Genomic DNA, 21699 nt, shown 5'->3' with positions numbered 1-21699 from the left:
CCACGGCCGGATCATTCGGGCTTCATAGCGGGTCTTCCTCATCATGGGGATGAGAGACCTTGGTGCCGAGCAGCGACCAGTATTCGATCGGCGAGCGACCGGAACCGGGACGCTTGCTGGCGACATCGTCCGGCCCGAGCACGTCGCCAACCTGCAGCGCGCGAGCCGCGACAAGGCTCTTGCGCGCGATAGGAATATTGCCGATTTCGGAGGGTCTTGGCGTCTTGACGCCATCGCCAATTGCGCCCTCGATGCGGCGGATCGCCCTTACCATGCGCGCAAAATCGTCGGGCTCCAGCGACGCCGCGTGATCGGGCCCCTCGGCTTTGCGATCGAGCGTCAAATGTTTCTCGATGATGCTGGCACCGAGCGCGACTGCCGCGAGGGATATCTCAATGCCTTCGGTGTGATCGGAGTAACCAACCGGAATCTGAAATGCAGCACGCATCGCCGCCATGGCCGCAAGATTCACATCATCCGGCGGGCAGGGATATTCAGTCGTGCAATGCAGGAGGCTGACGCGTTGCGACAGTTGCGTGCGTGCGGCCGGATCGCGCCATGCCGCGCGGAAGGCGGGGATGCCGGGCGGCTCATCGCTATTGGAATAGCCGTGGGCCAGCACGCCCAATGCTTCTTCGACTTCACCCAAGGTCGCCATTCCGGTCGACACGATCAGCCTCGACCCGGCTCGGGCCGCCGAATGCAGCAGTGGCGCGTTGGTGAGGTCGCCCGAACTGAACTTGATGCGCGGTAGATTGAGCGACAACAGGAAGCTGAGCGAGACCGGATCGAACGGAGTCGAGAGAAATTCGATGCCGCGCTGCGTAGCCCGGGCGACCAGCGTGTGGTGCGCGGCATGCGGCAGCTCGAGCCGCTGCAGCATGGCGTGCTGGCTCTCGCCGGCCCCGGTCGTGCGTTGCTGGTAGCGCGCCTTGCTGGCCGAACGGCCGGCCACCGCGTCGGCGGTAAACGTCTGGAATTTGACGACGTCTGCGCCAGCATCCGCAGCCGCGTCGACTAGCGCCAACGCAGTATCGAGGCTGCCGGAATGATTAACGCCGGCTTCGGCGATAATGAGGGTGCGTGTCGCTGTCATTGGACCGCCTCGCGGCTTTGGATATTATGAAAGGCCTTCTTAAGCAGCACGCGAAAATCCGGAATGGCGGCGATGCGGTCGGCAATGCGGCGACTCGCGTCGCCGTCGCCATAGGGATTGACCGTCGGCTGTCGTCCACGTTGCAGCGCCTGGGCGATGGCCGCACCGATGGCATTCCGTTCGGGCGCAGCGTGGAATACCGAAGCTGCGCGCTCGCGGCCTTTCTGGCGGTCGCCGATATCGACGCTCGGGGTGTTGAGCGAGGGCGCCTCATAGACCCCGCTGGAGGAATTGCCAACCACAGCATCGACTTGGTTCATCAGGCTGAGGTAGCGCAGCTGACCCAGTGAGGCCGCTGCGATCGCGTGCGGTCGGTCCGATACAAATGCCTTGATACGCTCGTTCAACGCGCGGCCCTCGGCGTCGGCATTGGCCAGCGTGAAGAATAGGCGGACGTCCGGATCGACGGCGGAAAGTGCCGCAAGCAATTCATCCAGCGATTCTACAGAGCCGTCCGCCTCGACGGTTACCGGATGGAAGGTAACGAGGATATTGTGGGCGCCAAGCGACATCCCGACTTCACGCCCCAGGGTGTCCCGGTCCATCAGCTTCATCCGCTTGATCGAATCGATGCCGGTCGAACCGACGGTAAAGACACGGCCGGGATCTTCGCCGAGCTGCGTCAATCGCCGCGAGGAATCGGCATTGGAAGTAAAATGCAGATGCGCCATTTTGCTGATGGCGTGCCGAATGGATTCGTCGATCGCGCCTTCGGTGACGTCGCCGCCGAACAGATGCGCCATCGGCAGTCGCATGAACATCGCCGCCTGCGCCGCCGCAAAGGTCTCGTAGCGGTCGCCGAGCACGACGACGAGATCCGGCTTCAGCCGGGCGAATGCGTCGGCAAATCCGATCACGCCGAGCCCGACCGACTTGGAGACGCCGACACCAGAATCGCTCGAGAGCAGCGTCTCGACGTTCTCGTCGACGTCGAACCCTTCGGCGCGGATGTTGTCGATGGTGTATCCGAACTCGGGCGACAGATGCATGCCGGTGGCGACGAGCTGAAGCGTCAAACCGGGCGTCTCGCGGATCGCCCGCATCGGCCAGATGATCAGGCCAAAATCGGCGCGGCTGCCGGTGACGAAGCAGATCTTGCGGCTTGGTTCACTCATCGCGGGCCTGGATGCTGGCGCTGGAGGGGAGGTTGATCAGCCGCCGCTCGATCGATTCGGCGGTAACGAGATCGCCGCGCGGGCTCTGCGCGAACATCGGCAGGCGGTGCATCAGGGTCCAGGCCGGGCGCGCGCCGAAGCCGGCTTCGTTCAGCGCCGTGAGCACGTCGTCGCGCAGCCCGGCATACGCCTCGTCGAGCAGGATCGCGTTCAGCCAGTAATTGCTCGTGGTGCCCTCGGGCTCGCGCGAGAAGCGCACGCCGGGCACGTCCGCAAAGGCGCGCTCATAGGCCGCAGCCAACCGGCGCTTGCTCGCCAGGAAGCCCTCGAGCTGCTCGAGCTGGGCGCAGCCGAGCGCGGCGTTCAGGTTGGGCAGGCGGTAGTTGAAGCCGATCTCGTCGTGCACGAAGGCCCATTTGTGCGGCAGCTTCGCGGTGGTGGTGAGATGCTTGGCGCGGCGTCCCAGTTCCTCGTCATTGGTGAGGATGGCGCCGCCGCCGCCGGTGGTGACGATCTTGTTGCCGTTGAAGCTCAGCGCTGCGAGCCGCGCCTGCGATCCGACGGCGTGGCCCTTGTAGGTCGAGCCCAGCGATTCCGCGGCATCCTCGACCAGCGCGATGCCCCAGCTTTGCGCGATCGCGGCGATGTCGTCGAGCTCGACGGGATGCCCGAACGTGTGCATCGGTGATATCGCGGCGATGCGGCGTCCGGTCTCGCGATTGATCGTGCCCTTAGGCGTTCGCTCCGCAATCGCCTCGAGCCGTGCGGCGAGGGCGCGCGGGTCCATGCCGAGGGTGACAAACGAGCTGTCGATGAAATGCGGCACCGCCCCGCAATAGGCGATCGCGTTGGTGGTCGCGATGAAGGTCAGCGCCGGCGACATCACCTCGGCGCCCGGCTCGACGCCGGCGAGCCTGAAGCAGGCATGCAGCGCCGCCGTGCCGTTGACGACGGCGATCGCGCGCCTGGCGCCCGTCACCTCCTCCAGCATGCGCTCGAAGCGGTCGACGAACGGGCCGACCGAGGAGACGAAGGTGCTCTTGATGCACTCTTCGAGATAGGAGACCTCGTTGCCGGCGAACACCGGCTCGTGCAGACCGAGGATGCCGTTGGGCGTGCCCGCGGCGCGCCGGACGGCATCGACCACGGCCTTTGGATCGAAGCCCTTGGGATCGAAGGCGAGCGCTTTGGTCACGGCCGGTTTCACCGTCGCCTCAGACATTGTAGACGTCAGCCTTGTAGCGGTTGAGATTGGTCGGGTTGGTGAACCAGTTCACCGTCTTCTCGATGCCCTGGCGCATGCCGTCGATCCCGCCAAATTCCGGCGCCCAGCCGAGCTGCTGGCGTGCCTTGGAATTGTCGGCCCAGAGCCGCTCGACCTCGCTGTTGGCCGGCCGCAGGCGAGCTTCGTCGGTCTCGATCTCGATCGTCACGCCCATCACGTCGGCGATCATCTCGACGGTCGCGCCGACGGAGATCTCGAAACCGCTGCCGAGATTGATGGTCTGGCCGACGCATTGTTCGGCCGGCGCGGTGAGGCCCGCGATCAGGCCGCGCGCGGTGTCGGTGACGAAGGAGAAGTCCCGCGTCGGACTGACCGCGCCGAGACGGATCCTGCGCTTGCCGGTCGCGATCTGGCTGATGATGGTCGGGATCACCGCGCGGGCCGATTGCCGCGGTCCATAGGTGTTGAACGGCCTGATGACGACGACCGGCATGTCGAACGAGGCCTGGAACGACAGCGCCATCTGGTCGGAGGCGATCTTCGAGGCCGAGTAGGGCGATTGGCCGACCAGCGGATGGTTCTCCTTGATCGGCACGACCTGCGCCGTGCCATAGACCTCGCTGGTCGAGGTCTGCACGAAGCGCCGCACGCCGGCCATGCGCGCCGCCTGGAGCACGTTGACGGTGCCGCGCACATTGGTCTCGACGTAGGAATCGGGTGCGTCATAGGAGAAGGGGATCGCGATCAGTGCTGCCAAATGCAGCACGTCGGTGCAGCCGCTGGCGGCCGCGATCATGAAATGCGGATCGCGGATGTCGCCGGCGACCACCTCCACGGACTTCATGATGTCGGCGGGAACCGTGTCCAGCCAGCCCCAGGAATTGAAGGAGTTGTAGTAGACGACCGCCTTGACGCGGGCCCCGGCCTTCACCAGCTCCTCGACGACATGCGAACCGATGAAGCCGTCGCTGCCGGTTACGAGGACGCGGGCGTCCCTCAGATCTGCCATGCCGGACCCCAGAAGGCGATTAAGCCAGTATTCGCAACAAGATGGCGCTATAGCACACTGGCGGTCGCGCGCAACAGAGCCGCACCCGAAAGCTGCCAAATGCCCGGGGAAGCAGCAGTTTTTTTAAGGCCACCTAGGCCTTGCCGGCCGGGTTCAGGCGCGCTCTCACGAACGCCTCGAGATTGCCGCCCTCGAACAAATGGCCGGGGAGGCCGGCAGCCCGCGCAGCCTCGATGTCGCTCGGCTTGTCGCCGATCACCATGCTGCGCGTCATGTCGACCGGAAAGCGCTGCGCGAGGTCGGTGATCATGCCCGGCGCCGGCTTGCGCCGGTCGCTCGTGCGGCAATAGCGCGCGACGGTTCCGTCGGGATGATCGGGGCAATATTCGAAGGCGTCGATATGCGCGCCGACCTCTGCCATCTGGTCTGCCATCCAGCGGTGCAGGGTGACGACGTGATGCTCCTCGTAGTAGCCGCGCGCGACGCCGGATTGATTGGTGATGACGAAGGCGAAATAGCCGGCGTCGTTCACGGCCTTCACTGCCTCGCGTGCCCCCTCGATCCATTGCAGCTTGTGCGTCTCGAACGTGTAGCCGGAATCGTGGTTGAGCACGCCGTCGCGGTCGAAGAACACGGCGGGACGTCGCAGCTTCTCGTGCATCTCGCGATCGGCGCGTGCGAAATCATCGGGGATGCCGATGTCGATGAAATAGCCGCGATAGGCCGTGCCGCGCAGCTCGCCGCGCGAGGCAAGGCCGGGAAATACGTCCTGTTCCAGGGAAGCGGGAAGCTTCGCGATGTCAGCGAGAACGGACTTGTCGACGACGTAGATGCCGGCATTGACCGGTCCCGTGGCGCCTGCACCCGGGGCGATGAAATCGCGCACCACGTCGCCGTCGAGGGCGACGCGCCCGTAGCGGTCTCCGACGACGCCGTCGCGCAGTGCCATGTGGACGCGACCGTCCTGCGCGCGCGCGATCAGATCGAGCAGGTTGAAATCGAACAGCGAGTCGCCGTTGAGCAGCAGGAAGCGGTCGTGCAGCAGGTCGCGCGCATGCACGAGCGCACCGCCGGTGCCGAGCGGCTCGGTCTCGCGCGACACCACGATGCGCGTCGGTCCCCTGGCGGCCGCGGCGTAGTGCGTCTCGACGATCTCCGCCTTGTGGCCGGCAAGCAGGACGATTTCATCGAACATGCCATAGCGGACGAGTTCGTCGATCAGCGTGTCGAGGAACGGCCGCCCGCCGATGTCGAGCATCGGCTTCGGAACCAGCCTGGTGCGCTCGCCGAGCCGGGTGCCAAGCCCGCCGACGAGGATAACGGCCTGTCTCAGCATAGCGCGGGGATTTTGCGACATCGATCGAGCTGTCGGTGAAAGGCGGGTGTCATTTCCAATGTCCATAGCGCGCCACAGATCTCCGCGCCAGACGTGCTTTCGTCGTGACGGATAGTGCCTGAGGTCGGCGTTCGCACGGAATTCGAACGACGGCACTCCGCTTGTTTGCAGACAGCGCCTTGAACGGGCCTGCGCGAAGCGACTTGATGCATTCGGAATCCGGCGGATAGGGGATTGCGCGGGGTTTTCGGAAGGCTTGGGCAGCTCCATTCACGGTTGATTCCATGCACGGCTGAGCGTAAACGTCCGTGCAGTTGTGCAGGATTTTTGGCATGCGGGCGAGAATATCTGGGCGCAATCTTCGCTATCTGTCGGCCAATCCGGCCTGATCGTTGCTTCCCGCCGAGTTTCATTGCATGCCAGGTGAATTGCAGATTGGCGAGGCCGTCGCAAGGGGCTATCCGCCAGCGGTGCTCTACCTGCGCAACGACGAGACAGTCACGACGGAAGTCTGCGCATACAACTACTTCTCGGTCTTCATGAAGGATCATCCGGAAGTGGATGCCCATGTCTGGTTGTTCGACGGGCTGGGCAAGCCGGCTGGATATTTCCACAGGGAGCTCGGAGTTAACGGACAATTGCAGCTGCAGACGTCGGAGCTCTGTCCGCACGTTTCGGGAACGGTGGCGATGGCGCTGATACCGAAACATGAGACCAAGCTTCGTCCCGGACGAAAGGTGACGACCGGTTATTACGCACAATATTTCTCGCAGCACGGCGCAATAACATTGTCGCACGAGCGCGAGCCCGTCGCGGCATCGCCGTTTCCGACCACCGCCTGGATGCAGCCCTATCTCACGCGGTTCCTGAAGGAGTCCGGCGTGGTGCTCGTGAACTCCTGCATGGCGCCCGAAGGCGCTTCGGTGGGAACGGCTCGGCTCATGGCCCTGAACGGCACCGCCTTGGGCGAGCGGACCCTTCCGGAAATCGCGCCGATGGGCGCTGCCCGCATCGGCACGCTGGACCTGTTCCCGGAAGCTGAAAGATTGGTGGGGCCGAGCGAGGGCTTTGCCCTGGAGTTCAAGGGCACCAACATCGCCAGCCCGTTCAGCTATTATGAATTTGCCAACGGCAAGTTCAGCTTGCATCATTTCTAGAGGCGGCGCCCGTGACACGTTTTTCATCCAATCCGTGGAAGCCTCACGAGCCCAGGTTCATGTTCCCGACCTTTGCGGGCATCGAGTCGCGCATGGGCTTCTCGATTCCCGCCTGGTATCGTCCGATCGACATCCGGTATCTCCGCAGCCTCGTCGCTGGCAGCCTGCGCAAGAACTTCCGCGAAACGGTCAAGGACCTCATTCCCGAGCTCGCGAGCCTTGTCGCCTCGGGCTTCAGCAAGAAGCTCAGATTCAAGTTGCACATCCTGTCGCGTCAGGGCGACTACCGGACGACCTACGAGTTTCCGGAAGACTATCGGCCCGGCGCCACTGTCGAGATCGAGCTGTCGCGCCTCTTCGCCTCGCTGGGGCTTCCTCAGGACGACTATCTGGTCATCGTCGTGATGTCGCGCGGACGCATGGACGGATTTCGTTCCTCGCCCGCCAGCTATTCCATGACCTATGTGGATCAGGACAACGTCGCGATCTATCGCACCGGCGCATTTGCCCGGCCGCTGAACGAGGGCAGGCTCAAGGCGCATGTCGGCTTCACCGGGATCAACCCGAAGATCATTGCGACCAGCGACATCGTCAGCAGCCTGTTGCTGATCAACCACTCCTCCGATCCCGAATATGCTCATGCGGCGCGGCCGACCTCGAGGCTGATCCGCGCGGATGGCGAGGAACTGGAGGCGGATTTCGGCGAGATTCCGCCGCTGGGGGCACGCGAAATGTCGGTGGTGGACATGTTTGGCAGTCGCGTGTTCGACTTCCTCAAACCGTTCGGCGGTCGCGGAAGCACGGTCACCACCTGCACCGGGGTCACGCTCGCGAGCCTGCATTTGCAGCGCACGAATGACAACCGGCGGACGCTCCTGGGGATCGAGCACTCGCGCCCCGCTCACATGAATCTCGTCGGCATTTTGCAACACTGATCCGGCGGGCCTGCTTGTCACTGGGGGGGCAATGAACTGGTTATCCAGCCGTCTCGATCGGCTGATGAGGGTCGAAGAGGGCGTGCAGACGCCGCCGCTCCGGCTCGTGCTGGGATTCTGGGTCGTCGCGAACGTCCTGATGGTGGTCTGGTGGCGTCTGGGGATTTCCGACAGATGGTTTCCCGGCGCGTTGCGGTATGTTGGAATGGCGGTCCCCGCGCTCGTGGCGCTCGCTCCGCTGGTTCTTCTCTTCAAAGTCCGAGATCGGTTTTTCAATCCGGTTGTCCTGGGGCTGCTCGTCAGCTGTTGCCTGGCCGCGTCCATCACGGCTCATGAGGCCAATCTGCTGCGCGAGCAGATGCAGTTCAGCCTCGATCACGAGCGAGAGTTTGCCCATGGCGAGTTCGTCGAAGGCATCATCCGTCCGCTGATATCGAAGATCGTGGAGATCTACGTTCAGGTTCTCGGCGACGATCACCTGAGAGGATCGACCTTCCGAACGCATGTTGCGATCAACTACATGTTCGACTCCTTATCGTTTCTCGCGGTGTTTGCGCTTGGGACGCTCTTGCTCACGCCGACCGCGACATGGCTGTGCCTGCTCACCTTCGCTTTTTACACGCAAACGGCCATTTTTGCCGGACGCATGGGCGCGGTCTTCATCGCGGGCGGGTTGTTCTGGCAGATGTTTCTTCTGGTGTCCCGCCGCTACCCGGTAGCGATCGTATCGGGGCTCATCATCAGCTTCGCGCGAACAGACGTGGTGTTCGCAACCGCTTTCGTCCCGTTGACCCTGGCGGCCTTCGAACGGCGGTGGCCCACCACGCGGGAATGGTCCGTGAGCGCCGTATTGGTCGGAATTTCCCTGCTCGTGCCCAAGATGCTGATCTGGATGCATCCCCAGGCGATTTTCAGCTCATTCCTGATTACTCAAGGCGACTATTTCACCAAACTCCTCGGCAACCTTCTGTCCATGAAGATGGCGGTTGCCATCGCCAGTCCCGTGCTCGCGATCGTGATCGTGAGAACGTGCTCGATCACCCGGACGATGGCCGTTGTGCTGCCCGCCGGCCTGATCCACGTCGGGATCGTGTTCTTGATCGCCGATTTCTCCGAGACCCGGCTGATCGCGCCCGCGTTGGGCGTTCTCACTTTCGTGAGCAGCGAGGCGCTTGGAAATCTTCTGGCGGGCAAGAGCCGGGCTGAGCCCGACAACGACGGAGCTCAGGCACAAGCCTGAGCTTTGGCCGCTGCGCCGTCAGAAATTGATTCGTTCGCGCTCGACCACGATCGGCCGCCGCCGGACCTGGTTGAAGATCGCCACGATGTACTCGCCGAGCACGCCGAGAAAGAACAGCTGCACGCCGCCGAAGAAGAACAGGCCGATGACGATCGTGGGGATGCCGCGCGGACCTATGTCGAAGCCGGCTATCTTGAGCAGGAACACGACGAACGCATAGGCGAAGCTCAGCGACGAGATGATCAGTCCGAAGAAGAACGCGGTACGTAGCGGCACAGTCGAGAAGCTGATGGCGCCGAGCAGCCCCTGGTCGATCAGGCTCGACAGCCGGTTGCGCGAGATGCCGTGCTTGCGCGCGAGCCAAGTGTAGGGCACGCCGATCGAGCGAAAGCCGCATTCGAACGGCATCATCCGCATGAAGGGCTGGACGTCTTCGAATTGCTTCATGGCGTCGAGCACCTTGCGGTCGACAAGCTGGTAGTCGCCGACGTCGGCCGGATAGTCGACATAGGACATGCGGCTGATCATCTTGTAGTAGAGATGCCGCGCGGTTCGGCTCAGGAGAGGCTCCTCGCGACGGGCCCGGATGCCAAACACGATCTCGTAGCCCTGTTCCCAGTGCTTGACGAAAGTCGGGATCAGCGACGGCGGGTCCTGCAAATCCGCGGGCATGAACAGCACGGTGGCATCGCCTGTCGAGGCCAGCACGCCGTTGTAGGTGTTCCTCAACACGCCGAAGTTCCGGGCATTCACGATGACCTTCACCGAGGGATCCTCGGCTGCGATCTCCTTGAGAATCTCCACGGTCCGGTCGCTCGAGGCGTTGTCGCAGAAAATGTGCTCGCGCTCGTAATCCGGAAGCTCACGGTCGAAGATTTCCTTGACCGCCGCGTAGCATTCCCGGATTCCCGCCTCCTCGTTGTAGCAGGGCGTCACAAGGCTGATCTTCTTCCGCATCAATGCTCCAAGGACGTCCATCGAGCGGCATCACTCCGCCGCGGGGAATTAGGCAGCCGGCGGCCGCCCGAGGGGACTGGTGAACCGGTGGTGGGGTTGCCATCCTTCGATCGTTTCTTTAGCAGGTAAGTCGGCAACTTCAACCGTTCCGGGAACAAGGCAGGGGGCGGTCGGATCTTGTTGACAAGACTGGACTAATTGTTCTGATGTGACGTTTTCTGCTGGGCGGGTATGAGCATGAAGGCCGTGATTCTGGCAGGTGGATTCGGGACTCGCATCACCGAAGAGAGCCACATCAAGCCGAAACCCATGATCGAGATCGGCGGCAAGCCGATCCTGTGGCACATCATGAAGATCTTCTCGTCGCACGGTATCGACGAATTCATCATTTGCTGTGGCTACAAGTCCTACGTCATCAAGGAATATTTCGCTAACTACTTCCTCCACATGGCGGATGTCACCTTCGACCTCGCCAACAATTCGATGGAAGTGCACAACAGGTTTGCCGAGCACTGGAAGGTGACGCTGGTCGACACTGGCCTGAACACCATGACCGGCGGCCGTCTCAAGCGCATCAGGGACTATGTCGGCAACGAGACGTTCTGCATGACCTATGGCGACGGACTCGCTGACGTCGACATCGGCGCGCTGCAGGAGTTTCATCGCGCTCACGGGCGTCACGCCACGGTCACCGCCATCCAGCCGCCGGCGCGTTTCGGCGCACTCGATATCGGCGACGACGTGGTCCGACATTTCGAGGAGAAGCCGCGCGGCGATGGTCGCTGGATCAACGGCGGCTTCTTCGTGCTGGAGCCGGCGATCTTCGACTATCTCGGGGACGACGCCACCATCTGGGAGCAGGAGCCGCTGAAGCGCCTGTCGCAGGACGGGCAGCTCGCGGCCTACCGCCACACCGGCTTCTGGGAAGCGATGGACACCTTGCGCGACAAGCTTCATCTGGAGCAGCTCTGGGAGAGCGGGCAGGCCCCCTGGAAGCGATGGCAATGAACCCTGGCTTCTGGACGGGCAAGCGCGTTCTCGTTACCGGCCATACTGGCTTCAAGGGCGGCTGGCTGGTGGCCTGGCTGCGCCATCTCGGCGCCGAGGTCGCGGGTCTCGCGCTGCCGCCGTCGACGACGCCCAACCTGTTCGATCTAGCGCAGACTGCGCAGGACGTTGTGTCGGTCTTCGCCGATATCCGCGATCCACTCGCGATCAAGGCGGTGTTCGACCGATTCCAGCCCGAGATCGTGTTTCACATGGCGGCGCAGGCGATCGTGCGGGCATCCTATGACGATCCGGTCGGCACCTATGCGACCAACGTCATGGGCACCGTGCACGTCTTCGAGGCGGTGCGGACCTCCGGCGTGCGCGTGGTGGTCAACGTCACCAGCGACAAGTGCTACGACAACAAGGAGTGGGTCTGGGGCTACCGCGAGACCGATCCGCTCGGCGGCAAGGACCCCTATTCCAGCAGCAAGGCCTGTGCGGAATTGGTCACGGCGGCGTATCGGTCGTCGTTCTTCAGCGGAACTCGCCGGATCGGGTTCGCGAGCGCCCGCGCCGGCAACGTGATCGGTGGCGGCGACTGGGCGCAGGATCGTCTCATCCCCGATGTGATCGCCGCGATCCGCAACGGTCAGCCGGTGCCGGTCCGCAATCCCGATGCGGTGCGGCCCTGGCAGCACGTGCTCGAGCCGCTGTCAGGCTACCTTCTGCTCGCCGAGCATCTGTGGCGCGATCCGGCCGCCTTCTCCAGCGAATGGAATTTCGGCCCCGACGCCGATAGCGTGCGCACCGTGCGCTGGCTTGTTGACCGCCTGGCCGTCCTATGGGGTGTTCCGCCGCAGCAGATGCCCCAGCCGGGACAGCATCCGCAAGAGGCGCGGCTGCTGTCACTGGACAGCTCCAAGGCGCGGGCTCATCTCGGTTGGGCGCCGCGCTGGAGCCTCGATCGGGCCGCGTCCGCCGTGGTGGAATGGTACAAGGCGTTCGAGCAGGGCGCCGCGGTCAGGCCGGTGATGGTTGACCAGATCGACGCTTTCATGAACACCAGGCGGGCCTAGCCGCCTTTCAAATCGGATCAATATGATGGCCACCACGTCGACGAGACCGCTTACCGAGATCAAGAGTTGCGAGGTCTGCGGCAGCGACAAGCTCGTGCCGGTGCTCGATCTCGGCCTGCATCCCCTCTGCGACGACCTGGTGGCGGTCGGCGATTCGCGCCAGTGTCGCGAATATCCAATTCAGATCGATTTCTGCCCGACTTGCGCCACCGGCCACCAGCGCTTCCAGGTGCCGAAAGAGGACCTTTTCCCGAAGGACTATCATTACCGCTCGCGTTTCACCGCCGACGTGCTCTCGGGGATGCAGAGCCTCGTGGCGACCTGTGTGGGGCGGATGGGACCGTTGACCGGCAAGATCGCGCTCGACATCGGCTGCAACGACGGCAGCCTGCTCGACTTCTTCCGCGAGGCCGGCGCGACAACGGCCGGCATCGAGCCGACCGGCGCGGCGCAGGACGCCGCCGCCAAGGGCCATTTCGTGGTGCAGAACTATCTCAGCACCGAAACCGCGGCCGAGATCCGTCGCGGCGTCGGCACGCCCGACATCATCACCTTCACCAATGTTTTCGCGCATATCGAGGATCTGAACGGCGTGCTTGCGGCGCTGAAGGCGCTGCTCGGACCCGAGACGGTGATCGTGATCGAGAATCACTATCTCGGTGCGGTGCTGGACCGGCACCAGTTCGACACCTTCTATCACGAGCATCCGCGCACCTATTCGTACAAATCGTTCAGCTTCATCGCAAAATCGCTCGGCCTCGACATCGTCAATGTCGAGTTTCCCGCGCGCTATGGCGGCAATATCCGCGTCATTCTCGGACACGCGGCGAAGAGCGATGCCGTCGCAGCCGACATCGTTGCGCGCGAGAACAATTTCCAAGCCGAGTTCGCCCAGCTCGCGCGCGACGTCGAGCTCTGGAAGGCGCGCAAGGGCGAAGAGCTGAAGAAGATCATCGCGGCGCATGGTCCTGTCCGCGCCAAGGCGTTTCCGGGCCGCGCGGCCATCCTGGTCAAGCTGCTCGGCCTGACGGAAAAGGAGATCGTCGCGGTCCACGAAAAGCCGGGCTCGATCAAGATCGGGCACTATGTGCCGGGGACCCGAATTCCGATCGTGTCCGACGACGAATTGTTCGCGCATGGCGACCAGGGCAAGCCACTGCTCAATCTTGCCTGGCACATCTCGCGCGAGATCCGTCAGTATCTGTCCGACAACGGCTACAAGGGCGCGGTGATCGACGTGCTCGGCGCTGACGATTTCCATGCCTGAGGCCCCGGTCTTCACGATCCTCGGATCGGGCTTCGGGATGTACGGATATCTGCCCGCGCTGATCGAGTGCGGGATGAAGGTGGCGCTGCCGGAGCGCTACCGCGCGGTGGTCGGCGGGCGAAGCGAGCTCGTCCAATACGAGTCCGAGGTGATTTGGTGCGCCGACGCGGAAGGGGCGCTGGCGCGTGCGACCGGTGCGGTCATCGCGCTTCGACCCGCCGATCAGGCCGGCTGGTTGGCGCGGATGGCGGACATGCCCGGGATTCGCGATCTCATCCTGGAAAAGCCGGTCGCACCCGAGCCTCGGCGTGCGGCGCAGCTCCTCGAGGCGTTCGAGCATTCCGGCAAGCGCTACCGTGTCGGGTACACGTTTCGATTCATGCCATGGGCGGAACGGCTGCGCGCGGTCCTCCAGGAGGGGGTCGACGGCCTGTCGCTAGACTGGAGCTTCATGGCGCATCACTACCGTGCCAATCTCGAGAACTGGAAGCGGTACGACATCAGCGGCGGCGGCGCGCTCCGCTTCTACGGCATTCACCTCGTCGCACTGCTCGCGGAGCTCGGTTACGATGACGTGGCGTCGTCCGCGATCAATGGTCCGTCGGAAGCTGAAACCGCGTCCTGGGAAGCGACCCTGACCGGGAAAGGCTTGCCGCCGTTTGCGCTGCGCGTCGACAGCCGTGCGCCGCAGACCTGCTTCAGGATCACCGCGGCCTCGCGTGCCCCGATCGTGGATCAGTCTGATCCCTTCGTGTGGATCAAGCCGGATTCGGTCAACGTTCGCGATCCCAGGGTCGACGTGCTGGTGCGGTTGTGTCGCTCGCTCAGCGAGCCCGACGCAAGCCATGCGGCGCGTCAGCGCGACATCATCGCGCTGTGGATGCGGATCGAGCAGGCGTCCCGCCGGGGCCCTGCGTCATTGCCGTGACGCCGGCGCCAGCGACAGCGCATGCGCGCGGGCGGTGGCCCAGACGTCCGGGGGCAAATTGGGATTGACCGGTTTTTCGTTCGCCCGATACACGCGCTCGATCACGTCTGCCGAGGCCCAGTTGATCTGGCGCAGCATCAGGCCCGCCTGCAGCGACCAGGCGATCCAGACGCTCGCGATCAGCGCGGTCGCCTGCGTACGGTCGCGCAGCAGATTCGCGAGCTCGTTGACCGCGATCGCGAGCAGGAAGGCATAGGCGAAGGCGGGAAGGGCAAGATGCCGGTCTCGCGCATATGAATAGGAGAGGAACGGCCCGCCAATCGCGATCGCCGCGATGACGACGACGACGATCGTGTGACGCTGTGGCCGGTTCCTGAGCGCTATGAGGCCCGCCACGATCAGTGCGGTCGAGAGGGTCTCCACGATGATCTGGTAGTGCAGGCGATCGAAGATGACGCCCCATTGCGTGATGCGGAATGCGAGCGCGCCCAACTGGGCCAGCACGTTGTAGGCGTAGAGCTTGTAGACAGCATAGCCCGAGAACAGCGTTCGGCGTTCCTCGTTTGACAGCATCCGGAAGAAATAGCCGACGGACTCATCGACCCCGGCGGTCCCCATGCCGGGGCCGAGCACGACGGCGCGCATGGCGAAATAGGCCAGCGTGATGCCGGCGAATACGAACGCCGCCCTGAACGGCGCGGCGCGCAAGAAGCAGACGTAGAACGCGATCAAGATGATCCCGTTCTCCTTCGAGAGCAGCGCGATCGCGTACGCCAGCCCGCACAACGCGAGCTTTGTCGCATCGGTGCTGTCAGAGAGAACGACGAGGAGCGCGACTGCGAAACAGACCAGCACCAGGACATGCGGCAATTCGCTGATCCACACCACCGATCCGGAAATGAACGGCGAGCCGATTGCGAACACCGTGATCAGAAGCACGCTTTCCGGGCGCAGCCCCAGTCGCCGCACCACCTGCAGGCTTAGACCCAACAGCAGCAGGAAGATGGCGAATTGCACGTAGCGGTACGGCGTCGGGTTGAGGCCGAACAGCGAATACAGGCACTTCAGCACGAACTCGGCGACCGGCCGGTAGAACGGGCTCTGAAGCATCCAGGCGGGCGACAGCGGCAAGGCGAAGAAGCTGTCGCTGCGCAGCTTGGCAAGCCAGATCAGATCGTCGGTCGCTTCGAATGGCTGCCGCAGCATGGCAGCGAGTAGGAGGCCGAGCCAGACCACGGTTCCGATCGCCATCACGGCGAGGATCGTGTTGGCGAGGCCTGCTGCTGCAAGCGAACGCCGGCGGCGCGGCGGCACTTCGGCCGTGATCAACTCGTCACTCACTTTGTCGGTCATTCCAGGTCGCGTTGTCGGGCCGTGCCGGCTTGGGTCGAGGAATCGGATGGAAGGGATTGACCAGCGTCGCTTGAGGCCGGAGGGCAGATTGGATCGGCAACCGGAAGTTGGTCAACACCGGGTGACCGCTACCACACGCTCCGGCCACCGTCCATCACCAGGTTCTGCCCGGTCATGTAGCTGGACGCATCCGAGCAGAGGAACTGGACCGCGGCGCGATATTCGTCGACCTCGGCCATGCGCCCCATCGGGATCAGGCGGGTGAGGCGTTCCACGAAGGCGGGATCCTGGTTGTTGAAGACCCCGCCCGGCGAGATCGCGTTGACCCGCACGCCGTGATCGGCCCAGTAGGTCGCCAGATATTTCGTCAGGCCGATCAGCCCGTGCTTGATGACCGAGTAGGTCACGGGCTTGACCGGCTGTTCCTCCTCGCGCGTCACATGCGGTTGGCGGTAGAGCCGCTGATCCGGCGCGATCACGCCGAGATCGGAGGCGATGTTGAGGATCACGCCGCCGCTACGTCTGGCCATCTGGCCGCCGAATTCCTGCGCGCACAGCATCGCTCCGGTCAGGCCCACCGCGATCTCGGTCTGCCACTGCGGCACCGGGAACGCCTCGAAGCGCGAGGAGTGCATGACGCCGGGGCTCGACGTCACCTTCGGATCGATCGCGGCATTGTTGACGAGGATGTCGACGGTGACGCCGCGGCTTGCAAGCTGCTCGCTCGCGGCGCGCACCGAGTCCTGCGCGGTCACATCGAGCGCGAGCGCGATCAGATCGGCGGAAGGCGTGGCTTGTTTCAGGGCCGCGACAGCCGCCTCGGCCTGCGTGAGGCCGATTTCGGTGACGACGACGCGCGCCCCGACTTCGGAGAGTGCGGCGACATGCTGCCGCCCGAGCAGGCCGCCGGCGCCGGTCACGAGCGCAGTACGGCCGGTCAGGTCATAGCGGGAGGAGGGGCTTGCCATCGGGGGCTCCTGTTCAGCTGCGCAACTGGCCGCCGTCGGCGACCATGACGCTGCCGGTGATGAAAGCGGCACGGGGCGAGGCAAGAAACGCGACGAGGTCGGCGATCTCTTCCGGCTTGCCGAGCCGGCGCAGCGCCACCTCGCGCGCAAGCATGTCCTCGACCGCGGCCTTGTTCTCGGCGAGCTTGCGCGCCCAGGTCCCCTCGGCGGCGAGGATATTGCCCGGAGCGACGGCATTGATGCGAATGCCATCGAGCGCCAGCGGCCGCGCCAGTCCGCGCACGATCGCGTTCAGCGCCGCCTTCGCGGCATAGTAGGTCACGGGCGCCCCCAGCGCGGCCATGCCTGCAATCGAAGAGATGCAGACGATGGACCGGTCGCCGCTGCCGCGCGCCAGCAGCGGCCGTGCGGCCTCGATCGTGTTGGTGGTGGCGAAGAAGTTGAGATCCATCACCCGCGACCATTCCGCCGCGGTTTCCTTGCCTGGCGGAACCGAGGCGCTGCTGCCGACGTTGCAGACGAGGACGTCGAGGCGGCCCCATTGCTGCTCGACATCCTGGATCAGTGCCGCAGCGGCGGCCGGATCGGTGACGTCGGCAATATGGATCGAGCTCTGTCCGCCGACAGTCGCGCGCGCCGCATTCAGCGCATCCGAGCCGCGTGCAGCCAGCGCGACCTTCGCTCCCTCCGCGGCAAGTGCAGCGGCAATGGCAAGGCCGATGCCGCGGCTGGCGCCGGTGACGAGAGCGACGCGGCCTTCCAGCTCGAGTTTCATCGCGCCGCGTCCTCGATCCAGCCGACCGTCATGTCGCGATATCGGGCGAGCGCGCCGGCATGGTCGCCGTCGGCGGCGCGTGCGGTTTGCAGGATGTATTGTCCCCTGTAGCCGGAGCGCTCGATCAGCCGGATCGTCTTGGCGAGATCGCCGTTGCCGGTGCCGAGCGGCACGGTGGTGCCGCCGCGAACGCGGTCCTTCACATGCACATTGAGAATGCGGGGCGCGTAAGCCTCGATCTCCTCGGCGCTGTCATAGCCGAGCGAGGCGCTGTTGCCGCTGTCGTAGTTGATGCCGAAGACGTCTGCCGGAAACGCCTCCATGAACCGGGCGAGATCGCGCGGCGGCAGATCGGATTCGAAGACGATCTTGACGTTCTGTCCAACAAGCTGTTCGCGGCGGGCGATCAGCACCCGCTTGAGCGTGTCGCTCTCGCTCTCGCGTTCGATCTTGCCATTGTCGACCAGCGGGATCACGACGAACTCGATGCCGATCCGGCTGCAGGCGGCAATCAGCAGATCGAGATCGCCGACGAGAGCGTCGCGCACGACGGCATCGACTTTCCAGAACGGCGCTTGCATGAAGCAGTCCCCGGTCAGGCTCGGAATGCGCAGACCGTTCTCGCGTGCCAGGGCGATGATCTCCGCCTGGCCGGCTTCGGTCGTAAGCGGATTTTCCCGCAGTCGTTCCTGATCGATGGTCCATTCCATCCGTGTCAGGCCGAGCGCCTTGGCGCGGGGAAATTCCTCGCGCCATTCATTCCACGGGAACGCCTGGATCTTGCCGTCGACCAGTGCCGACAGGCGTCCCTGCATGAAACCGATGCGTTGCAGTGTTGCGGTCACGACTTGTTATCCGAGCTGATGGCGAGGCCCTTGGCGGTCCACCCGCCGTCGACGAAGATCTCCTGGCCGGTCACATAGGCCGAGGCGTCCGACGCCAGGAAGATGGCAGCGCCGACCATGTCGGCGGGTTGCCCCCAGCGGCCGAGCATGGTGTGACGCCGCCGGTCTTCGTGCATGACGGGATCGGCAAAGCTCTTCGCGGTCATCTCGGTCGCGACGTACCCGGGCGCGAGCGCGTTGACGCGGATGCCGTCACTCGCATAATCGGCGGCAAGCGCGCGTGTCAGCCCGGCGAGGCCCGCTTTCGCCGCGACGTAACCGGGATTGCCGGGGAAGCCGCGGATCGAATTGATGCTGGTGACATTGATGATCGCAGCCGAGCCCGCGGTCTTGAGCAGCGGATAGGCGGCAAGGATCGTGGCGTAGACGCCGGTGAGATCGGTCGCGACCGTAGTCCGGAAGCGCGCGAGCTCGCTTTCGGCGCCCTCCGGGGGAAGGCTGATGCCGGCCGCGTTGACCAGCGCCTCGATACGGCCGCCGTGCGCCGCGATGGCCTCGAACGCGCGCCCGATCGCGGCATCGTCGGAGAGATCGCAGGCCACCGCAGTGACGCCCTGCGGCGCGGTGCCGGAACGGCTGAGACCGAACACCGTGGCGCCGGCCTCCTTGAGGCCGCTCGCGATCGCAGCGCCGATGCCGCGCGAGGCGCCGGTGACGACGGCGATCTTGCCGGCAAGAGAGAAGGCGCTGAGATCAGGCATAGCCGTAACTGCGCATGATGGCGCCGCAGAGCTTGACGTCTTCCGGGCGGTCGATCTGGAACATCTTGTGGCGCTCCATCACGTGAAAGCCGATCTTGCCGCCGAGACGGTTGTTCTGCTCGCGCAGGAGTGAAGGAATCAATACGTAGAACGAGCCGTTCTCCAGATAGCGCGTCTCGATCTGTTGCCGCATGCGGCGGTTGCGATAGTCGTAGTTGATCGGCTCCGGCCCGTTTTGGCCGATGCGCCAGTTGAAATAGTCCTCGACCTCGCAGACCGAAAGCAGGCTGTCGAGATGCTCGCGATCGAAGGTCGCAAGCGCCTCCTCGATATCGCGGGGTTCGCGGATCGGCGAGGTCGCCTGCAGCGCGACGATGCGCTCGAAGCGGCCCATCCGCTCGTCGACGGCGTTGAGTGCATGCAGCCAGGCGGATTCGGAGGAGGCGAGGTCGCCCGAGATGTCGTCGGGACGCCGCACGCCCACCGCGCCGGCGGCTTCCGCGGCTTCCAGAATCCTGTCGCTGTCGGACGAGACCGCCACCACGTCCACGCCCCGCGCAGCGCGTGCCTGCTCGACCGTCCAGGCGATCAGCGGCTTGCCGCAGAGGTCGAGCATGTTCTTGTGCGGGATGCCTTTGGAGCCGCCGCGTGCGGCGATCACGGCCAGCGTCTTGCGCGCCATCAGATGTGTCCCTCGAGGCGCTCGAGCGCGGTCCAGAAGCCTTCGCCCATGTTCTTGTGGCCCTGCCAGATCTCGGGGATGAAGGATGCGGTTGGCGCATGCTTGCGCAGCACCCGTCCGATCTCGTCGAAGTCGATCTCACCCTCGCCGATCTGCAGGCCTTCGCCGTCGAGCCCCTTGGCGTCGCCGAAATGCAGATGCGCGGTATGAGGGCCGAGCTGGGCGAGGCCTTGCGCGAAGTCGAAGCCGAAATGATTGGCGGCGAGTTTGGTGTGCGAGATGTCAACGCACATGCGCAAATCGTGCTTGGCGCAAAACGCGGCCGACTCTTCCGGGAAGATGAAGATGTTCTGGTGACGCTGGCCGCCGAAATGCCAGGGGAAGGGCGCCATGGTCTGCGGCGTCAGCTCGACGCCGTCCATGTCGAGCTCCTTCAGGCTCTGCGCGAAAATGCGGTAGCGTTCGGCCTTCTCTTCCGGGGGCAGCGGCTCGTCCATGGTGAAGCCGCCGATATTGGCGACGATCGGCGGACGTTTCGTCTTGGGAAAGAACTTCTTCAGGCCACGGGTGATGTCGATCACCGCCTGCGTCTGCTCGAGCGAATAGCGGCGCAGCGCCTCGTCGGGCGTTGCGAGGTCCATCAGCTTGGAGCCGGCGAACAGTTCCGGCGCATGCACGACCAAGCCGAGATCGTAGGTGCCGGAGAGATAGGCCGTCGGATCGCGCTCCATGTCGCTGTAGCTGAGATGGAATTCGATGATGTCGGGCTCGCAGATCTCGAGAAAGCGCTCGATGTCGTAATAGCGCACCGGCACGCCCCAGGGCCGGTCGAAGCGGTAGCGTCGCGCCTTCGCGGCGCCCGCGTCGAGATCGCTCTGGAAGAAATAGTCGTCGGCCGCAATCCTGCGCTTGAGAGTCTTGCCGATCAGGGCCGGCATCTTCAGCGGCGACAGGCCCTGGCCCGGGCTCTTCACGGCGATGTCGTCCTCGGAGATGACGGTGCCGGCTTCGATGTCGCGCGCAGCGACGAGGCTCTTTGCGAGGTTTTCGCGGTTGATCAGCTCGCCCTGGCTGAGCGCGCGCTCGGCGAGCTTTTCGCCGCGTGCCGCTTCCACCTCGCGAATGCCGGTGACGAGTGCCTTGAACTCCTCCGGCTCCAGGCTCGCGGCATGGTCCGGGCCCTCCATCGCGCGGTCGAGCGTGATGTGACGCTCGATCACGACGGCACCGAGCGCGACCGCCGCAGTGGACACCGCGGTGCCGCGCTCATGGCCGGAATAGCCGACCAGCGGGTGAATGTCCCGCAGCGTCTCCATGAAGCGCAGATGGATGTTGTACAGCGCTGCGGGATAGGTGCTCTGGCAATGCAGCAGCACATAACCGGCGTTGCGGTCGTCGAGGAACTTTGCCACGGTTTTGATCTCGTCCGTGGTGCTCATGCCGGTCGAGACGATGAGCGTCTTGCCGGTTGCGGCGAGCCGGACGAGCAGGGGAAGGTTGGTCAAATCGGCAGAAGCGACCTTGTAGGCCTGTACGCCAAAACCTTCGAGCACCGTGACGCTCTTCGCGTCCCAGGGCGTGCAGAGATATTGAATGCCCTTCGAGGCGCAATAATCGGCGATCTTCTTGTGCTGCTCCGTCGTCAGCTCGAAGCGGCGGAGCAGGTCGAGCGTGTACTCGACGGCGAGGTCGTCATCCTTTCCGGAGAGCGAGGAGGCGCGATAGACCTCATCGAGCTTTCGCATCTGGAACTTGGCGCAATCCGCGCCGGCCGCGACCGCGGCGTCGACCAGCGCGATGGCGCGGTCGAAATCGCCGTTGTGGTTGTTGCCGATCTCGGCGATGATGTAGCAGGGCTCGTCCTCGCCCAGGAGGCGGTTGCCGATACGCACTGGGGCCGGCTTTTTGGGCGGTGTCATTAACA

The 21699-nt window shown here is 64.3% G+C and carries 20 protein-coding genes; 7 read left to right on the top strand and 13 right to left on the bottom strand.

The genetic code is table 11. The features are described 5' to 3' along the window. Positions 1-22 precede the first annotated feature (22 nt). The 5 genes from neuB to JQ592_RS17325 all read right to left on the bottom strand — a co-directional run bounded on the left by neuB (position 23) and on the right by JQ592_RS17325 (position 5841). Positions 23-1096: an N-acetylneuraminate synthase gene (neuB, locus tag JQ592_RS17345; protein WP_211404027.1), complete on the bottom strand. Its 1074-nt coding sequence runs from the start codon at positions 1094-1096 to the stop codon at positions 23-25. Further along, positions 1093-2271 (bottom strand): UDP-N-acetylglucosamine 2-epimerase, encoded by a 1179-nt coding sequence (gene neuC, locus JQ592_RS17340; protein ID WP_211404026.1) that lies wholly within the window; start codon positions 2269-2271, stop codon positions 1093-1095. The genes neuB and neuC overlap by 4 nt, the downstream gene beginning before the upstream one ends. After that, positions 2264-3493 (bottom strand): LegC family aminotransferase, encoded by a 1230-nt coding sequence (locus tag JQ592_RS17335; protein ID WP_211404025.1) that lies wholly within the window; start codon positions 3491-3493, stop codon positions 2264-2266. The genes neuC and JQ592_RS17335 overlap by 8 nt, the downstream gene beginning before the upstream one ends. Then, the gene (locus tag JQ592_RS17330; RefSeq protein WP_211404024.1) at positions 3486-4505 is read right to left on the bottom strand and encodes an NAD-dependent 4,6-dehydratase LegB; all 1020 of its coding nucleotides are present in this window, start codon (positions 4503-4505) and stop codon (positions 3486-3488) included. Before JQ592_RS17330 ends, JQ592_RS17335 begins: the two co-directional genes overlap by 8 nt. Positions 4506-4638: 133 nt before the next feature. After that, complete coding sequence (locus JQ592_RS17325) at positions 4639-5841, bottom strand: HAD-IIIA family hydrolase (protein ID WP_211404023.1); 1203 nt, start codon at positions 5839-5841, stop codon at positions 4639-4641. Positions 5842-6257: 416 nt separating this feature from the next. Here JQ592_RS17325 and JQ592_RS17320 point away from each other — a divergent pair, with 416 nt between their 5' ends. Genes JQ592_RS17320 through JQ592_RS17310 form a run of 3 tightly spaced genes read left to right on the top strand, consistent with a single transcriptional unit; the run spans position 6258 to position 9173 of the window. Beyond that, a complete protein-coding gene (locus JQ592_RS17320; protein WP_211404022.1) occupies positions 6258-6998 on the top strand; it encodes a hypothetical protein in 741 nt (246 codons plus the stop codon). Between the two features lie 11 nt (positions 6999-7009). Then, complete coding sequence (locus JQ592_RS17315; RefSeq protein ID WP_349630468.1) at positions 7010-7933, top strand: hypothetical protein; 924 nt, start codon at positions 7010-7012, stop codon at positions 7931-7933. Positions 7934-7964: 31 nt separating this feature from the next. Continuing rightward, a complete protein-coding gene (locus JQ592_RS17310) occupies positions 7965-9173 on the top strand; it encodes a hypothetical protein (protein ID WP_211404021.1) in 1209 nt (402 codons plus the stop codon). A gap of 18 nt (positions 9174-9191) precedes the next feature. Here JQ592_RS17310 and JQ592_RS17305 read toward each other — a convergent pair whose 3' ends face one another. Then, entirely contained in the window at positions 9192-10130 is a 939-nt protein-coding gene (locus JQ592_RS17305) for a glycosyltransferase family 2 protein (protein WP_246820469.1), read from the bottom strand. 237 nt (positions 10131-10367) lie between these two features. Between JQ592_RS17305 and rfbF the strand changes: the two genes are divergently transcribed. Genes rfbF through JQ592_RS17285 form a run of 4 tightly spaced genes read left to right on the top strand, consistent with a single transcriptional unit; the run spans position 10368 to position 14391 of the window. Continuing rightward, positions 10368-11138: a glucose-1-phosphate cytidylyltransferase gene (gene rfbF / locus JQ592_RS17300; RefSeq protein WP_211404020.1), complete on the top strand. Its 771-nt coding sequence runs from the start codon at positions 10368-10370 to the stop codon at positions 11136-11138. Then, a complete protein-coding gene (rfbG, locus tag JQ592_RS17295) occupies positions 11135-12196 on the top strand; it encodes a CDP-glucose 4,6-dehydratase (RefSeq protein WP_211404019.1) in 1062 nt (353 codons plus the stop codon). Before rfbF ends, rfbG begins: the two co-directional genes overlap by 4 nt. A gap of 25 nt (positions 12197-12221) precedes the next feature. Next, entirely contained in the window at positions 12222-13463 is a 1242-nt protein-coding gene (locus JQ592_RS17290; protein WP_246820468.1) for a class I SAM-dependent methyltransferase, read from the top strand. Then, on the top strand, positions 13456-14391 hold the full coding sequence (locus tag JQ592_RS17285) for a hypothetical protein (RefSeq protein WP_211404017.1): 936 nt from the start codon (positions 13456-13458) through the stop codon (positions 14389-14391). Before JQ592_RS17290 ends, JQ592_RS17285 begins: the two co-directional genes overlap by 8 nt. Here the strand turns inward: JQ592_RS17285 and JQ592_RS17280 are convergent. The 7 genes from JQ592_RS17280 to JQ592_RS17250 all read right to left on the bottom strand — a co-directional run bounded on the left by JQ592_RS17280 (position 14380) and on the right by JQ592_RS17250 (position 21694). Further along, complete coding sequence (locus JQ592_RS17280) at positions 14380-15744, bottom strand: hypothetical protein (RefSeq protein WP_211404016.1); 1365 nt, start codon at positions 15742-15744, stop codon at positions 14380-14382. The genes JQ592_RS17285 and JQ592_RS17280 overlap by 12 nt on opposite strands. Positions 15745-15872: 128 nt before the next feature. Further along, a complete protein-coding gene (locus JQ592_RS17275; protein ID WP_211404015.1) occupies positions 15873-16712 on the bottom strand; it encodes an SDR family oxidoreductase in 840 nt (279 codons plus the stop codon). A 13-nt stretch (positions 16713-16725) separates the two neighbouring features. Continuing rightward, positions 16726-17487 carry an SDR family NAD(P)-dependent oxidoreductase gene (locus tag JQ592_RS17270; protein WP_211404014.1) on the bottom strand — a complete coding sequence of 254 codons (762 nt, stop codon included), beginning with the start codon at positions 17485-17487 and terminating at the stop codon, positions 16726-16728. Next, a complete protein-coding gene (locus JQ592_RS17265) occupies positions 17484-18332 on the bottom strand; it encodes a sugar phosphate isomerase/epimerase family protein (protein ID WP_349630467.1) in 849 nt (282 codons plus the stop codon). The genes JQ592_RS17270 and JQ592_RS17265 overlap by 4 nt, the downstream gene beginning before the upstream one ends. Further along, entirely contained in the window at positions 18329-19093 is a 765-nt protein-coding gene (locus JQ592_RS17260; RefSeq protein ID WP_211404013.1) for an SDR family oxidoreductase, read from the bottom strand. Before JQ592_RS17260 ends, JQ592_RS17265 begins: the two co-directional genes overlap by 4 nt. After that, complete coding sequence (locus tag JQ592_RS17255) at positions 19086-19775, bottom strand: acylneuraminate cytidylyltransferase family protein (protein WP_211404012.1); 690 nt, start codon at positions 19773-19775, stop codon at positions 19086-19088. Before JQ592_RS17255 ends, JQ592_RS17260 begins: the two co-directional genes overlap by 8 nt. Further along, positions 19775-21694, bottom strand: coding sequence for an N-acetylneuraminate synthase family protein (locus JQ592_RS17250; RefSeq protein ID WP_246820467.1), 1920 nt, complete (start codon positions 21692-21694; stop codon positions 19775-19777). The genes JQ592_RS17255 and JQ592_RS17250 overlap by 1 nt, the downstream gene beginning before the upstream one ends. Positions 21695-21699: the final 5 nt, after the last annotated feature.

Source organism: Bradyrhizobium iriomotense, from assembly GCF_018129405.1.
GTDB classification, from domain to species: Bacteria; Pseudomonadota; Alphaproteobacteria; order Rhizobiales; family Xanthobacteraceae; genus Bradyrhizobium; species Bradyrhizobium iriomotense_B.
Note: the sequence above shows the minus strand (reverse complement) of the source record. Positions and strands in the feature narration are given on the sequence as shown.

Coding starts and splice junctions, on each gene's coding strand:
- neuB (WP_211404027.1), bottom strand. CDS start 1,096: ATGACAGCGACACGCACCCTCATTATCGCCGAAGCCGGCGTTAATCAT.
- neuC (WP_211404026.1), bottom strand. CDS start 2,271: ATGAGTGAACCAAGCCGCAAGATCTGCTTCGTCACCGGCAGCCGCGCC.
- JQ592_RS17335 (WP_211404025.1), bottom strand. CDS start 3,493: ATGTCTGAGGCGACGGTGAAACCGGCCGTGACCAAAGCGCTCGCCTTC.
- JQ592_RS17330 (WP_211404024.1), bottom strand. CDS start 4,505: ATGGCAGATCTGAGGGACGCCCGCGTCCTCGTAACCGGCAGCGACGGC.
- JQ592_RS17325 (WP_211404023.1), bottom strand. CDS start 5,841: ATGCTGAGACAGGCCGTTATCCTCGTCGGCGGGCTTGGCACCCGGCTC.
- JQ592_RS17320 (WP_211404022.1), top strand. CDS start 6,258: ATGCCAGGTGAATTGCAGATTGGCGAGGCCGTCGCAAGGGGCTATCCG.
- JQ592_RS17310 (WP_211404021.1), top strand. CDS start 7,965: ATGAACTGGTTATCCAGCCGTCTCGATCGGCTGATGAGGGTCGAAGAG.
- JQ592_RS17305 (WP_246820469.1), bottom strand. CDS start 10,130: ATGCGGAAGAAGATCAGCCTTGTGACGCCCTGCTACAACGAGGAGGCG.
- rfbF (WP_211404020.1), top strand. CDS start 10,368: ATGAAGGCCGTGATTCTGGCAGGTGGATTCGGGACTCGCATCACCGAA.
- rfbG (WP_211404019.1), top strand. CDS start 11,135: ATGAACCCTGGCTTCTGGACGGGCAAGCGCGTTCTCGTTACCGGCCAT.
- JQ592_RS17290 (WP_246820468.1), top strand. CDS start 12,222: ATGGCCACCACGTCGACGAGACCGCTTACCGAGATCAAGAGTTGCGAG.
- JQ592_RS17285 (WP_211404017.1), top strand. CDS start 13,456: ATGCCTGAGGCCCCGGTCTTCACGATCCTCGGATCGGGCTTCGGGATG.
- JQ592_RS17280 (WP_211404016.1), bottom strand. CDS start 15,744: ATGACCGACAAAGTGAGTGACGAGTTGATCACGGCCGAAGTGCCGCCG.
- JQ592_RS17275 (WP_211404015.1), bottom strand. CDS start 16,712: ATGGCAAGCCCCTCCTCCCGCTATGACCTGACCGGCCGTACTGCGCTC.
- JQ592_RS17270 (WP_211404014.1), bottom strand. CDS start 17,487: ATGAAACTCGAGCTGGAAGGCCGCGTCGCTCTCGTCACCGGCGCCAGC.
- JQ592_RS17260 (WP_211404013.1), bottom strand. CDS start 19,093: ATGCCTGATCTCAGCGCCTTCTCTCTTGCCGGCAAGATCGCCGTCGTC.
- JQ592_RS17255 (WP_211404012.1), bottom strand. CDS start 19,775: ATGGCGCGCAAGACGCTGGCCGTGATCGCCGCACGCGGCGGCTCCAAA.
- JQ592_RS17250 (WP_246820467.1), bottom strand. CDS start 21,694: ATGACACCGCCCAAAAAGCCGGCCCCAGTGCGTATCGGCAACCGCCTC.